Consider the following 13,943-nt stretch of genomic DNA (forward strand, 5'->3'; position numbering starts at 1 on the left):
GCGGGCGTGCTCGCGGCGGTCGCGACGGGGCTGGCGGTATTCACCCCGGTCGCCGGCGCCCAGGTCGGGACCGGCCCGTGGATTTCGGACTCGCCGGGTTACTCGGAGCAGGAGCGGGGGTGTGGCGACGTCTCCGGGCTCACGTTCAAGCTGACCTGCTCCACGGCGAGCGGTGATCAGCGCGCGGAACGCCGCTACACCACCTACACCGGCGGCACCCACCAGTTCGAGGGTTCGTTCAAGATCACCAGCATGTCCGGCTCGCGGATCAGCCTCAAGCAGACGTTCCGCGACGGTTCGAGCGCCGGCCCCTACTTCCTGCTGGCGGTGGAGAAGGGCGGCCGGCTGTACGCGGTCGAGGGCGGAGCGACGCTGGGCAGCGGCGCGACGGTCGGGACGTCGGTGCGGGTGAACACGATCAACCAGGTCGGCAGCTCGCACAAGGTGTACCTCAACGGATCGCTGAAGCAGACGATCTCGAGCCCGGGCGGCAGTTACTACGACAAGATCGGCAGCTACCGCACGAGCAGCGGCGCCGGGCCGATCACGGTGCAGTGGAGCGGCATCAGATTCTGGCACAAGTAGGCCAGATAGGGTCTGACCTGTGGATCTGTAGGTTTTGAGGTTGTCCGGCCGTCTCGGGATTTTCAAGCCGTGCCGCCCTGGTCCGGCGCGGTTTGAAAATCCCGTCGGCTGCCTCTCGCGCCCGGCGATGACTCGACGGGACCAGGTGGGTATAGATCCGGAGCGTGTAGCCCGGGTCGTGATGACCGAGGTACTCGGCCAGCTCCTTGACCGACACTCCGGATGCCAGGGCGATCGAGGCGTAGAAGTGGCGCATGCCGTGCATACCGACTCGTCGCGGTGTGTAGGCAAGGTTGGCTGCAGCGTCGCGGGGGTAGGGCTTGGGCGGTGTCAATTAGACCCTGGGTAGACCCGAACTCGTCAACGCCAAGGAAGGCGTCGGGACGGCGGCCAGCGTCCGTCGTTCGTCGGGGGCCAGCTCAGTTGGTTCCGTCGCAACCACCTGGTCTCCATTCGTCCGGACGCGCGGCCGGTTCCCCACGTTGGGCTGCCGAGCGCCGCTTGTCGAGGCGCACGCTTTGCGGCATGAGCGGACGTGGTGAGGTCTGCCGCCTGGACCGTGCAATGGCGGAAACCCACGGCTATGGCTGGGGAGCCGGTTGATGCACTCGGGTACGTCTCCAACGACGCACGTTGCCGCCTGTCGACGTTCAGTTCTTAGCGGCAAAGTGACCGGTCCACACCGTCTGGTGGCATGTGTGAACTGGGCTTCTCCACCGCGCTCAAGTATTGGCCGAAGGCGCTGTACCACTTCTTTTCGAAGTAGTCCTTGATGAGATCTTCCAACCTGTCGCACAGGCCCGTGACCCCTTTGCGCATCGCGACGCCGTACCGCTCGACTGAGATCGGGTAGCGTTCGTCGTCGTTGCGCAGAATCGGGGTCACCTTGGCGTCCGCGGTGTAGGCGGTCAGAATCGACTGATCGGTTACGACGCCGACGATCTTGGTGTCACCCTTGTCTTTGAATCGGTCGAAGCATCTGTTCTGCTCTTCCTGGGTCCCCTTGCCGTGCAGGTACTGCATGGCGGTGGTGCCGAAGCTGACGCACAGGTTGTCCGGGGACAAGTCCCTGCCGTCGATGGCGTCCACCTTCTCGGGGCTGTACATCACGCCGGACTTGTCGACGAAATACGGGCCCGCGAAGTCCACCACGTCCCGGCGGGCGTTCTGGGTGTCGGGCCAGGACTTGCCGTCGATGGAGAAGTTGGCCACGACGAGCTGGACCTTGCCGTCGGTGAGGGCGGTGACCCGCTCGCTCGGGGTCAGCACGACAAACCGGTGGTTGCTGCCGTAGCCAAGGCCTGCGGCGAGGTGTTCGGCGATGTCGATGTCGAACCCGGTCGGGTTCTCCTCCGGACTGCTCCACCCGGGAAGGGTGCCGTTGATGCCGATGACCAACTCGTCGCCGAAGTACTTCGCCGGGAACTCGTAGTATGCGTACCCCGCGAGAGTGGATGCTGCAGCCACGACAGCGGAAGCCAGCAACGGAATGGCCTTGCGAAGTCTCACCGTGGGTTCCTCTCGGGTGCCGCGGCCAGGACGGAGACGACCGCTGCGGTCACGTAGGACAGGATCGCGGTCACCACTCCGGTCGTGGCCACCTGGCCGGCTGTCGCCCCCAGCAGCAGCATCGCCAGCGCGCCCAGGAGGCCGAATGTGGCTCCGGCGGCCATCCATCGCCGGTTGGTGAACGCGTCGATAGGTCGAGCTGAAGGGGTAACCGCCGGGCGAAGCGTGAGGTGCAGCGGGCGGGGCATCACACCGTCGATCGCCTCGAGGCGCCGCCGGGCCGCGCTCGACACCATCCGGCTGTCGTCTCCCGCCAGGCGCACCAGGGCGGACCGGACCTCGCTGCGTACGTGCTCGTCGTTCAGCGACAGGCCGGCCAGTTCCTCGACTGCGGTCAGGCGGTCGGTGGTGACGGGACTGTCGGCCAGCTTGACCAGGTGTGGCGAAATGGTGGTACGGGTCGTTCCGGCCCGGTTGCGCACGACCGCGAGCTGGTCTGCGGTGTCGGCCGCGATCTGGTGGGGCGCCGGGAAGCCGTTGGCCACGAGTTCGCTCTTCAGCAGGGGAAAGATCCGCGGCAGGGTCAGCAGGTCGTGGTGCCCGGGTACGCCCTCGGCCAGCAGCCGGACCAGCGCACCGCTGAAGGCGGTGTGCCGGGCACCCGACGGCGCGACGGCGCGCATGTTCGGTCCCACGGACGTCAAAGTGTAGGCTCCAGCCACCTGATAGACGGCGTCCGGGCTCATCGCGTCCGGCAGCACCAGGCCGGCGAAACAGGAATCCACGATGATGATCCGGTTGGCGGCTGGGCTGTTTCGCACCACGTCGCTCACGTCGGAGAACGACAGCGCGTCGTGCCACCAGTGCCGTTCGGCGGGGTTGGTGCCCGGCAGGCACAGGAAGAGCTCGTTGCCGGCTGGGTCTTTGGGCAGCGCGTGCCCCGCCAGGTACACGAGCAGCACGTCCGTCGCCAGGTCGGCGTTCTCGTCCAGCACACGTAAAATGGCGCGTGGGTCACGCTCGTCGAGCAACCGCGTGCAGTTCTCCCGGCGGAACCCGCCGAACTGTGGGTGCGCCAGCGCTTCTGCCAGATCAAGCACGTTGTTCCGGGTGCCCTCCAACGGCGACGCGGACAAGTCACCGGAGAAGGTCGTGGTGCCTATGAGGACAGCCCTGGAGGCGTCAGGGACGGGGAGTCGCATCAGTCTCCTCAGCCGGTGTCCCGAGCAGGCGTGTGACCAAAGCTGTCGCGTCCTCACCTCGCGTGAGGACGACACGCACCTTTTCCCCGCCGGGTCTGGTGACGTGCAGTTCCAGATCCGCACCACGGTGGCGTTCCCGCACTTCCAGGTACCGGCACAGCGACCGCGCTAGCACGCCGACGACGGTGATCGCGGCCGCGATGGCCACGTCGACCGCCATCAGACCCGGCTGCGCCGCGACGGGCCGGGCGTCGAGCCGGCCGCGCAGATCATCTTCCTTCCGAAGCCAGGACAACACGATCCCGGTCTCGTTCCCGGCGTCCAGCAGCAGCTCCACCAGATCCCCTCTCGTCGGTGGGTAGTCGACGCCGGGTCGGGTTTCCGTTACACCTGGCTGAATTTGTTCGGGCCAAGCGACCGCGGTGGCGGCGATACCAAACAGCCGGTGCGGTGACAACGGCCGCATTGCATGAGGCCTTCGTTACGCCTGGGTGGAGATCCGGCTCGATCCGATGACCAGCGAGGAATATGCGGCGTATCACCGCGACGCGGTACTGGCCTGTGCCGAGGCCCATGTTTCGGCGAAGAGCCGGCCGGCCGATGGCGCGCTACAGCGAGCCGTCGACGAGTACGCCGAGCTCTTGCCCGAGGGCGTCGCCACCCCCGGCCATCACCTCTACACCGCGCGGAATGGCGACCGGGAGATCGGCATGATCTGGTTCGCTGAATGTCCCCACGGCGCCGACCGGGTCGCCTACCTCTACGACATCAAGGTCGAGGCAGACCGGCGTGGCCAGGGGCACGGTGAAGCACCGTGCGGCTCCAAGTGTTCGGCAATAACCCAGTCGCCCGGTCGCTTTATCGGAAGCTCGGCTACATCGAGACCAATGTCGTCATGGCCAAGGTTCTCGACCAGCAAACATAGATACGTGTGCCACTACGGTGATCCCCGGGTCGAAAAGGAGAACACGAGTTGATCACCAGGCGCCAGAGCCCGAGACCGTGCCGACGAGCGGCCGGTCTGGGCCGTCCCTCCGGTGTACGGCGGTGACGTAGGCGCCGTCGAGCGTCGCGGTGCGGCAGGCTGGGCAGTATGTTCATGCAGGCACAATGTCACCGCGCGCCGGGTAGGCGAGGGAAGAACGGTTCGGTCACGAGCATGAGGAAATACGGATGACGGTGACATTCACCGGACTCGAGCCATTCGGTCACGTCTCGGGGCAGATCGACTTCACCGTGGCCGGCATCGGTGGCATCGACCTGCGCAACGAAGCGCACGTCGGCGGTATCAGGTTCATCCCCGGCGAGCGGCAGATGGCGATCGCGTTCGACTTCGTGTCCGAGCGACCGGGCGACCGGCGGATGATCTCGCTGGGGTTCAGTGGGGTCGAGGTGCTCCGCATCGAGCCGTACCTGCCCGTCGGCGTCGATCCGGGTTACGGGCACGCCCTCCTCTTCGGCATCGGTCATTGGACCGCCGCCGAAACGGGGCGCTCGGGTTTCACTGTGTCCACGACGACCCTTGAAGTCGAGTTCTACGCGGTGGAAATGACGGCCACGGTGGACTGACTGGAAACCATCTGGTCAGGTCACTCCCATCGCCGCGGATGTTGCGGGCGACCCTTCCGGGCGGCGGAGGCTGTCCCGCCGGCGCCTTCGTCGGCATTCCGTCGACCAGCGGCATGAGAGCGCGTTCGTGCGGGCTGACCACGGCACCGTGAACAGCGCGACACCGATCCTGGCGGCGACGCGAAACGTGGGTTCGGCGCCGCCCTAGGTGGGCTCGTCGGCCGGGGGTCGCACCAGGGGTAGCAGGACTTCGTCGACGATCGCTGTCACCTCTGCCCCGGTCACCGTCCCTGCCTCCATGTGTTCGACGAGGACCAGGCGTGGGCCCACCGCGGCGATCCGGGCGGTGACCGCGGAGGGGCGCGCCTCCTCGCGCTCGGCGGCGTCGGCCAGCACGCCGAGGATCAGCTCCTGGCGGGGGCGCAGCACCAGGTCGCGGACCCGGGCGAACAGCTCCGGGTGGCGCGCTCGCTGCGTGATCAGCGGGCGCAAGGCGCGGCCGTGCGGTTCGTCGAGCACCCGGGCCAGTCCGCCGAGCAGGGCCAGCAGGTCGCCGCGCAGGGTTCCGGTTCCCGGTGGCCGGGTCTGCCCGAAGCCCGCGTCCGGGTCGGTGAGCGCGGCCAACACCAGATCCTCGGGCGTCGCCCACCGCCGGTAGAGCGCCGCCTTGCCGGTCCGCGCGCGGGCCGCGACCTTTTCGAAGCTCAGCTCCTCGAAGGAGGTTTCGGCCAGTTCGGCCAGTGCCGCCTCGAGGATCGCGCGGACCAGCGCGTCGCCGCGGCGCCGGGTCTCCGCCATCGGACGCACCTCTCGTGTACGGTCGTTAGTGAACGATACCGTTCCTTATGGGGGTGGGTCATGGCAGCCATCACGAACGTCCGGGTCTTCGACGGCACCGGTCTCACGGAACCGCGGACCGTCTTCGTCGACGGCGGTCGCCTGTCCGGTGAAGCCACCGGAGGCCCAGTGCTCGACGGAACCGGCCAGGTGCTGCTCCCCGGCCTCATCGACGCCCACGTCCACCTGCACGGCCGGGAGAACCTCGACCAGTTCGCCCGATACGGCGTCACCACGGCCCTGGACATGGCGACGACGTCGGCGGCGCTGCTGGCCGGCCTGCGGGACCAGCCGGGTCTGCCCGACATCCGCAGCGCCGGCGTGCCCGCGATCGGGCCGGGCGGGATGCACGCCCGCATGCCCGGCATGCCCGCCGACGCGGTCGTCACCGATCCCGCGCGGGCGGCGGGCTTCGTCGCGGCCCGCACCGCGGCCGGATCGGACTACCTCAAAATCGTGCTCGAAGCACCCGGGAGCGGCGGCCCCGAACTGCCGGTGGCCCGCGCCCTCACCGAAGCCGCGCACGCGGCCGGGCTGCTGGTCGTCGCGCACGCCGCGACCACCGGGGCGTACACGATGGCGCTGGACGCGGGCGTGGACGTCGTCACGCACGCGCCGCTGGGGCCACCGATCGCGGACGCGGACCTCGCGCGGGCGAAGGTCGTCGTGCCGACGCTGACGATGATGAAGGGCATTTCGGCGGCGGCGGGCCGGCCGCAGCTCTACGCGGGCGCGGCGACGTCGGTGACCCGGCTCCACCGCGCGGGCGCGGCCGTCCTGGCCGGCACCGACGCGAACGCCGCGCCGGGATCCCCTTCCCCTGTCGCGCACGGCGCTAGCCTGCACGACGAGCTCGAACTGCTCGTCGCCGCCGGACTGTCCACAGTGGAGGCATTGCGCGCCGCGACCGTGTTGCCGGCGAAGCACTTCAAGCTGAGCGACCGCGGCGCGATCCGGCCGGGAATGCGCGCGGACCTGGTCCTGCTCGACGGCGACCCGGTCGCCGACATCCGCGCCACCCGCGCGATCAGCCGGGTCTGGTGCGCAGGGGTCGAGCACTGATTCCGGCCGAGGCGCCGGGCACACGGATCAGCGCAACCACGACGGCACGCCGTGGGTCTTCTCCGTACGGAGCAACTACCCGTGTTCCGAGCCCACCTCGGCGAACGACGTTATCGCCGGCCGGGCACCCGGCACCGGTGCTCGCCTCCGGCTATCAGCCAGGTCGGCTTCGCCGAGAAGCCGCGCCGGGCAACGCAGGTCGATCTTCCTGCCGGCAGCGTGCTCGCCTTCTACACCGACGGGCTGGTCAAGCGTCGCACCGGGGAAATCGACGAGGGCGTCCGTGAGCTGGAAATGGCGGTGACCGCAGACTCCCCGAGCGGGTGTGCACGCGAGCCATGGCCCGGTTGATCGGTTCCACCGAGCCGCAGGACGACGTCGCTTTGCTGGTCGTGCGGCGACGCTAGAGCCGGGCGCAGCTCTGTTCACCGACCGAGGCCGGCGGGCAACTGTCCGGTCGACAGTCGACGAGCGGGGCCGTTTGCGGCCTGTTGTTTGTGATTGCGTTCAGAGCCGTTCGACCCTGGTCGACGCTGCGCGTCATCGCCATTCTCTGTGGAGACCGTCCGGCAATGCGGGTACCCCCCCCGGCTCGCCGCCGGCCGGCCAGGCCTGCCGGGTTGACCAGCGACCCGGCCGGCCGTCTCATCAGTTGGCTGTCAGAGCGAAGCAGGGGTCTTGTGGAGGGTGAGGTAGACAGCGCGGACCGCCAGAGTGCGTTCGATCTCGTCGATGATGGGGGCGAAGAACTGCTTGCGGTGTTCGGTGTCGCTCATCGATGTCACGGCGAAGTACATGCTTCCGAAGCCGGCGAGCAGGGTGGCGTTGCGGAGCAGGGCGACCGGGACGGCGGGCAGCAGTGGCGAGATCGCCGGTGTCGAGCCGATCCACTGTTCGGCCGCGGCGGGGGTCACGATGATCACGCCGAGGAGGACGAAGAAGGCGAACAGGGCGAGGCCGATGACGGCGGCTTGGACGAGCTGGCGGGTGGCGAGCATGAGCAGCAGGTTGCGTTTCTGGCGTCCGTTGAGGCTGACCGCGCGGACGGGTGCGTCGAGGGTGACGGCGGCCAGCGGCGTGCCGGCGCAGGCCGCGGTCAGCATGGGCGGGCTGAAGTCTTGTTCGACGCGGCCGATCTCCTCGCGGAGGCGGGCGGCCGCGGCGAGGACGGTGACCGCGCCGAAGAGGGCGACGACCAGGGCGAGGCGCCACCAGGCGAGCTGGTTCATCAGCTGCCAGAGCTCGCCGGTGAAGAAGAGGAACAGGGTGACGAACAGCAGGACGGGTAGCGCCCGGCCGAGGACTTGGACGCTGTTGCGGAGGTCGGTGATCGCTTGCCGGATGGCTTGGCGCAGCAGGGTGCCGAAGCCGTAGGTGGTGGCGAGGGCGGTGGCCGCGAATGCGGCGGCGAAGAACACGAGGAAGGCGAGCACGCCGAGCGCGCGAGCGCCGGGGAGGGTGATGGCGCCGTCGAACGCGAGCTGTAGCAGTGGCACCGCGATCGGCATTGCGGCGTAGGTCACCAGGATGGCGATCGTGGCGGTGCGGGAGAAATGGGGGAGGCGCCGGACGAACAGCGAAGTCGTCACCCAGGCCGCGATGGTCACCGCGACGACGACGCCGAGCAGGACCCATCGTCCTGAGCCGGCTGTCTTGAGGGGGACGAGCCAAGCGAGGCTGGCGAGCATGACGAAGGCGAGCGCGGGCAGCATGCGAGGCAGGACGTGCTCGGTGAAGCCGTACCCGGCGATCATCGTCGGGGTCCCGCGCCGCAGGAACCAGCGTTCGGTCCGCTGGACGCCCGCCCGCGGTGATGATGTCGGCATGGACAGATGATCCCTGTGGCTCTGGATGTGGCAGGCGGCGGCCCGGGCATCTTGGCGCCCGGCCGTCGCCTGCCGTCCGTCGGGGCGTTCCGGGGTGGGCTGTACCTTGATCAGGCAGGCGAGATCGAGGACTGCACGAGCCGGGAGGGCTGTCGCGTGCCATCCACGGTTGCTGCACGTCGCGCTGGGCGGGGAGCCGGACCTCGACGAGGTCGGTAAAGCTCGTCGGCGGTCGGTTGTCCGACTGCATCGCCGCCGACAAGCAGGACTACTCCGACCTGTCCTGGGCGATGGGCGTCACGCCCTCGGCGGCTCGTCGAGGAGAACTTGCGTCGCGGCCTCGGCCATTCCGGCGTGTTGTCCGCCCCGGATGAAGTGGCTTTCGCGAGCAATCTGCCCGTGGGATCTGCGAGGTGCGCCTCCGCCACGGCGAAGTTCCGGCTTTGGTGCGCCACCCGGCCGGTGGCGGTGAATAGGCAGCCGAGTCCAGCCTCTCGCGTACACGCCGCCCTGGACTGTCCACATCGGAGTGAAGAGGAACTTGGCTGGGAGGAACCGGACCACAGGTTTCGCCTTCGCTTGCGGGGGTCGGCGCTTGAGCGGCTTGGTGTGGTCGGCCGCTCACTGAGCCGGGTTGCGTTCGACTCGATACCGGTTGGCGGCAGGAAACGTGCCGAACGGAGCGGGTTGGGAAATTTTGCCGGGCCGGAACTCAAGGGTGACTCTTTTTGATGCGGCCGCAAGTGTGAACTCGCCTTACTGAACAACCGTTCGGAAGTTTCCGTAACTGCCGAATTGAGGTAGCTTGGCTCGCGTGGAACCGGAGGCAGGGGAGGACGACCCGGGCGCCGCATTGGCGGTTCGAGTCGGACGTGCGGTGGCGGCGGACGTCGAAGGCGATTCTCGCCGTTATCCTGATCTGGAAACGCTGATCGAATCGTGCGTTGCGGAAGACGAGGTCGAGGAAACCGCCGACGACGAACCGGCGGACGAAGATCCTTCCGGGCGCGAGTACCGCGTGGGTCTGGCTGCGCTCATCGCTCGCCGCGTCTGCGCCGATCCGGCTGGGCTGGACGAACTGCCGGAGGAAGAACGCGCCGGGAAGCTGACGGCCTTCGCTCACTTCATGGCCTACCTGGGTACGCATCGTGACGCTCACCTGAAGCCTGGCGAGGCCGCCGCATACCCGCAGGTCTTACGCCGCTTCACCGACGGCGCGCTGCTGGCCGGCGCGTTGTGGGGCATCACGGTGGTGTTGATCGAGGAGCTGGGTTTCGAGGGTTTCGCGCCGATCGCGGAGGAAATCGAGCAGGAACTGGCCAAGCTGGCGCCGGAGATCACCGATGCCGTGAACCGGACCACGCGGCAGATCGAGCGGAACCCCGCGATCTCCGTCGGCCGGGTATTGCGCGCCGAGGCGGAGATCGGGGAGCGGCGGTTTCGCTCGCTGGAAGAGTTGCTGAGGAAGAACGCGAAGCCTGACCTGCTCGTCGAAGACGACGAACACGACGATCCCGACTACGCCTTGGGCACCGCCGCCTTGAATGCGGCGAGTTTGTGCGCTGAGCCGGACATGCTGACCCGAGTTCCCTCGGACCTGCGCCCGGTGCTGCTGTCGTCCTTCGCGGTTGTGCTGCGGTTCGTCGTGGACAACAAGCTGTGGTACTTGGCGCCCGAACCGCTCGACCACTACGGGGAGCTCGTCGAGCAGTTCGAAGATGTGGAGGCTCGGGCTCGGGCCGGCGTTTACGCGGCGTCGATCACCAGGGAGCGCGGCGACGTCCAACGATCGCTGGAGCTTCTGCTCACGCTTGACGGTATGACCCTCGAGCCGTCGTTGTCGGCCACGATCCACCTGCATGTGGCCAACACTTTTCGGGACGTGCGCCGGTTCGACGAGTCGTCGCGCCGCTACGCGCAGGCGGAGGAGGCCGCGGAGGACGCGACGGAGCCCTATCGCTCCGACCTGCTGGCAGAGATCGCCCACCAGCGGGACCGACTGTCGTTGTACTCCGACGATCCTGATCACAGGCCCGCGCCCGGAGCGCACCGGTTCGATCCCAACCCGTTCCGGCCTGGTTCGGTGTTCGACGACCCGGAGCGCTGGCGCGCGGCCCCGCAACGGCTGTTGACACTGGCCCAGCAGGCACGGTCCAAAGGTGATCTGTGGACGACCCACAAGGCGCTCAGTGAGTTGGCCTCGGTCGTGCCTTCGACGAATTACGAGCTACTGACTTGGTTGCACCACGAGGCGGCGGAACTGGTGCAGCGTTTCGGTGGCGGGCGGGACGTCGTGCGCTGGCATGGATTCCTGGAGACGTGCGCGGCGATCCTCGGCGGCAGTCGCCGCGAGCTGGGCGGAGTGCTGTCCCGTCAGGCAGCCCGGCTGGCGTCCTCCACGGACGTTCTGCCGGCTTTCGCGCTGGCGCGATGGGCGGCGGCGCACGTCGACCGCGTCTCGTTGTACACCTCGGGCATCAACGCGGACATCGGGTTCGTGGCATACCGCAACGGCTCGCTTTCGGTGTCCAAGGGACGCTACGACGCGTCGCTGGCCGCCGAGGACACGCCGGCTGTCCGCGTGCAGCGAGACCTCGTCGCTGCGCTGCTCGGCGATCCTGTCGGCGCACCGGTGAACGGGGCCCCCGGAACCCGGTCGGATGACTTGGACGTCGTGCAGTGGCGGTCCGCGACCCGGCTGCTCACCGGGCCGGCGGACGACGTGCACACGTGGGAGAGCCTGCTGCGCTTCTCCAAGGGCGATATCGGCCAGTGGTCGGTGACTCTGCGGCAAGTGGTGGAGGGCAGGCGGGCGCCTGTGGACGACGAGATGCCGATGATGTTCGGCAACACCTCGGTCGACAACGCCAAGGCCCGCGTATTCGAGCAGGTCTACACCACCGGCCTGCTCCCCACACTCGACCGGCTGTGGCACGTCCCGCCGTGGGCGGGAGCGGGCTGGGCCCTGGCCGGGCGAACCACACCCGCCATGCGCCGACAGATCAGCCTCGAGGTGGTCGTCTCCTCGCCTCCGCCGCCGGTCACGGTGCCATTCGCCTCGAACGTACCGCCCGTCGACCTCGCCGACGTAGCAGCCAAGGTCGACCGGCTCCTGGCCGTGACCTTCCTACCCGAGGGGAATGCGGACTTCGGCGGCGCCGACGATGCCGCCGAACTGCGCGCCTGGGCGGTCCGGTTCCTCGCCGACCACGGCGGGCACATCGCATTCCGGCTGGTGGACGACCAGCAGCACGACGACATCGGTGCCAAGGTCGCACGCCGCACCGAGGAATTCCAACGGCGCGTCGCGCGCCTGCCGGCACACCTGCAGCTGTCGTTGGGCATGATCGAGATGCGCAAGGGGATGGCCATCGCGGCCGGTCCGGTGCGGGACATCGCCGCGCTGGAGCGCGAGTACGTGGCCGAACTGGGGACACCGGACGCACGCCGCCTCCAGCAGCTGCTGGACTCACGAATGCGGATCACCACGGACGTCCTGCCATCGGCCGCCGAGCGCAACCGCGCCGAGGTGAGCGGCTGGTTCACCCGGCGCCACCAAGCGGTGGTGGACCTCGTGCAGGGCACGGATTCGGCGCACCTGATCACCTGCCGGCGTGACGAGGTGGACGTCACCGATGTGGCGATCGGGCGTGCCCCGGCGCAGTCGGTGGCCGCCCGTGTCCGGCTGGCGGCGAGTACCGAGGACGTTGTGCCGGTGGCCGACGCCTTGCGCGTGGCAGCCGGGAAAGCGGCCGAGGTGTCGCTTCGGCTGCGAGAGCCCTGGGGTGGCGTCCCGGTCGAGAACGTGCCAGGGACTGCCGGCCGTGCGCTGTCCGACGACATCGTGGTGGTGCGCAAGCACAGCGAACGACCCCGGTTCGGCGCGGCCGGCGCGCGGTTGCCGCACCGCCGGGTCCGGGTGCTGGGCGATCCGCGCGGCGGCACACCGGAACTGGGGCTGCCGGGCGCGCTGGAAGAAGCGCGGGGTGTCGCAGACGTGTTCGGCGTGGCGCCACTGGTTCAGGACGCGGCGACCTGGCAGGCGCTGCGCGCCTCCGCGACGGAAGCGGACCTGCTGTGGGTGTCCACGCACTGCAAACCGTTCGCCGACCTCGGCGGAACGCCTGCCCTGTTGTTGAGCGACCGTTGGGTGCTGCCGTCGGAAATTGCCGCGCTGCGCGTCCGCCCGGGGATGGTGGTCGTGCTGACGGTGTGCGCCGGCGGCTTGGGCGTGTCGTTGGGAGCGGTCGCCGGGCCACCGCTGGCGACGGCGTTCCTCGACGCCGGGGCCGCGCTGGTCGTGTCGCCGCTGCGCCCGATCCGCGACGTGGACTGGGCCTCGCCGATCGTGGCCGCGGCGCGCCGCGCCCGCGCGCGGCGCGGGTCGGCTCTCGACCTCGTCCGTATGCTGAACGAGGCCGCACCGGACCGGGAGCACGGCGGCTCGTGGGTGATGCACGCGTGATCTGTCGTGGAGGTGTTGTGCACTTCGAGGTGGAGAACAGCGGGCTGACTCCGGCGGACGTGGCTGGAGTGCTGCCTGGCCCGGTCGAGCGGGTCTCCCGTGGGACCGGCGACCGTGGCCCGGTGGTGGAGGTGCTCATCGCGGTGGCGGAGAACGTCGCGGCAGGTGCGATAACGACCGGTGTCACCGGGTTGTGGATGGCCTGGCGCAAACGGCGGGAACGCGACCTCAAGGACTTCTCATCGGCGACGGTTCGCGTAGAGGTGCTGGGCGAGGACGGAAGCACCGAAACCATGGTGGACCTGCACGGCGACGGACAGGACGGCGCCCGGCGGCTGGAGCTGGAGATCGGCGACCGGGTGGACGGCGGCCAGGTCCATCGCATCCGCTTCACCTTTCCCGACGAGTAGGTTCGGCGTACTCATCGTCGGAACCTCGTTTGAGCTCTGATCACTGCGGGCAGCGCGGCGGCGGCTCTCCGGGCGTGCGGGGCCTGGCCGAGGCAGCAGACACGTGCGAGGCCGGCGAGATCACGATGAGCGTGCTTCACTGGCGGTTCGCCTCGTCGCTGAGGTCGCCCATCTGACCGAGGTTCTCCACATCGAGAACTGAGCAGCCGGATCGGCTCTTCCTATTCGTAAGGTTCTAGGGGCAGCGGAGCTCGCCGTAGCGGAATGGTTCAGTGAAGATGATCGCCGTGTCCTTCTTCGCGCTGGCCGCCTACGTCACGGTCGAGTCGGCGCGGTCGCTGTTCTGGGCGGAGGCGGCGGAGCACTCGACGGTCGGCATCGTGCTCGCCGCGGTCGCGGTGAAGGAAGGCCGGGAAGCCTGGCGCGGCGAGCACTGCTGCTGAACGGCTGAGACGGGCATCAGCTCGCGGGTGGGAAG

At 68.7% G+C, this 13,943-nt stretch carries 14 protein-coding genes; 8 read left to right on the forward strand and 6 right to left on the reverse strand.

Annotated features, from left to right (window positions below; translation table 11 throughout):
* Positions 1-6: 6 nt before the first annotated feature.
* On the forward strand, positions 7-585 hold the full coding sequence (locus ACWEVP_RS46250) for a hypothetical protein (RefSeq protein ID WP_452069040.1): 579 nt from the start codon (positions 7-9) through the stop codon (positions 583-585).
* Here ACWEVP_RS46250 and ACWEVP_RS46255 read toward each other — a convergent pair.
* The 4 genes from ACWEVP_RS46255 to ACWEVP_RS46270 form a co-directional block, all read right to left on the reverse strand.
* Entirely contained in the window at positions 566-850 is a 285-nt protein-coding gene (locus ACWEVP_RS46255; protein WP_452068972.1) for a hypothetical protein, read from the reverse strand. The two genes, ACWEVP_RS46250 and ACWEVP_RS46255, sit on opposite strands and share 20 nt — an antisense overlap.
* A 392-nt stretch (positions 851-1,242) precedes the next feature.
* Positions 1,243-2,094 (reverse strand): transporter substrate-binding domain-containing protein, encoded by an 852-nt coding sequence (locus ACWEVP_RS46260; RefSeq protein WP_452068973.1) that lies wholly within the window; start codon positions 2,092-2,094, stop codon positions 1,243-1,245.
* Positions 2,091-3,296 carry a caspase, EACC1-associated type gene (locus ACWEVP_RS46265; protein ID WP_452068974.1) on the reverse strand — a complete coding sequence of 402 codons (1,206 nt, stop codon included), beginning with the start codon at positions 3,294-3,296 and terminating at the stop codon, positions 2,091-2,093. The genes ACWEVP_RS46260 and ACWEVP_RS46265 overlap by 4 nt, the downstream gene beginning before the upstream one ends.
* Positions 3,277-3,633, reverse strand: coding sequence for an effector-associated constant component EACC1 (locus ACWEVP_RS46270; RefSeq protein WP_452068975.1), 357 nt, complete (start codon positions 3,631-3,633; stop codon positions 3,277-3,279). The genes ACWEVP_RS46265 and ACWEVP_RS46270 overlap by 20 nt, the downstream gene beginning before the upstream one ends.
* A 154-nt stretch (positions 3,634-3,787) precedes the next feature.
* Between ACWEVP_RS46270 and ACWEVP_RS46275 the strand changes: the two genes are divergently transcribed.
* Positions 3,788-4,273, forward strand: coding sequence for a hypothetical protein (locus ACWEVP_RS46275; RefSeq protein WP_452068976.1), 486 nt, complete (start codon positions 3,788-3,790; stop codon positions 4,271-4,273).
* Positions 4,274-4,532: 259 nt separating this feature from the next.
* Entirely contained in the window at positions 4,533-4,865 is a 333-nt protein-coding gene (locus tag ACWEVP_RS46280; protein ID WP_452068977.1) for a hypothetical protein, read from the forward strand.
* Between the two features lie 204 nt (positions 4,866-5,069).
* Here ACWEVP_RS46280 and ACWEVP_RS46285 read toward each other — a convergent pair whose 3' ends face one another.
* A complete protein-coding gene (locus ACWEVP_RS46285; protein ID WP_452068978.1) occupies positions 5,070-5,663 on the reverse strand; it encodes a TetR/AcrR family transcriptional regulator C-terminal ligand-binding domain-containing protein in 594 nt (197 codons plus the stop codon).
* A 60-nt stretch (positions 5,664-5,723) separates the two neighbouring features.
* On the opposite strand from ACWEVP_RS46285, the gene ACWEVP_RS46290 reads away from it, so the two are divergent.
* Both ACWEVP_RS46290 and ACWEVP_RS46295 read left to right on the forward strand, forming a co-directional pair.
* Positions 5,724-6,764 (forward strand): amidohydrolase family protein, encoded by a 1,041-nt coding sequence (locus ACWEVP_RS46290; protein WP_452068979.1) that lies wholly within the window; start codon positions 5,724-5,726, stop codon positions 6,762-6,764.
* A gap of 81 nt (positions 6,765-6,845) precedes the next feature.
* Positions 6,846-7,115: a SpoIIE family protein phosphatase gene (locus ACWEVP_RS46295; protein ID WP_452068980.1), complete on the forward strand. Its 270-nt coding sequence runs from the start codon at positions 6,846-6,848 to the stop codon at positions 7,113-7,115.
* Positions 7,116-7,423: 308 nt separating this feature from the next.
* On the opposite strand, the gene ACWEVP_RS46300 is transcribed toward ACWEVP_RS46295, so the two are convergent.
* Positions 7,424-8,590, reverse strand: coding sequence for a hypothetical protein (locus ACWEVP_RS46300; protein ID WP_452068981.1), 1,167 nt, complete (start codon positions 8,588-8,590; stop codon positions 7,424-7,426).
* 814 nt (positions 8,591-9,404) lie between these two features.
* On the opposite strand from ACWEVP_RS46300, the gene ACWEVP_RS46305 reads away from it, so the two are divergent.
* The 3 genes from ACWEVP_RS46305 to ACWEVP_RS46315 all read left to right on the forward strand — a co-directional run bounded on the left by ACWEVP_RS46305 (position 9,405) and on the right by ACWEVP_RS46315 (position 13,908).
* Positions 9,405-13,055, forward strand: a complete 3,651-nt coding sequence (locus ACWEVP_RS46305; RefSeq protein WP_452068982.1) for a CHAT domain-containing protein — start codon at positions 9,405-9,407, stop codon at positions 13,053-13,055.
* A gap of 17 nt (positions 13,056-13,072) precedes the next feature.
* Positions 13,073-13,465, forward strand: coding sequence for a hypothetical protein (locus ACWEVP_RS46310; RefSeq protein WP_452068983.1), 393 nt, complete (start codon positions 13,073-13,075; stop codon positions 13,463-13,465).
* 278 nt (positions 13,466-13,743) lie between these two features.
* Complete coding sequence (locus ACWEVP_RS46315; protein WP_452068984.1) at positions 13,744-13,908, forward strand: hypothetical protein; 165 nt, start codon at positions 13,744-13,746, stop codon at positions 13,906-13,908.
* Positions 13,909-13,943 lie beyond the last annotated feature (35 nt).

Source organism: Amycolatopsis sp. NPDC003865 (genome assembly GCF_053605345.1).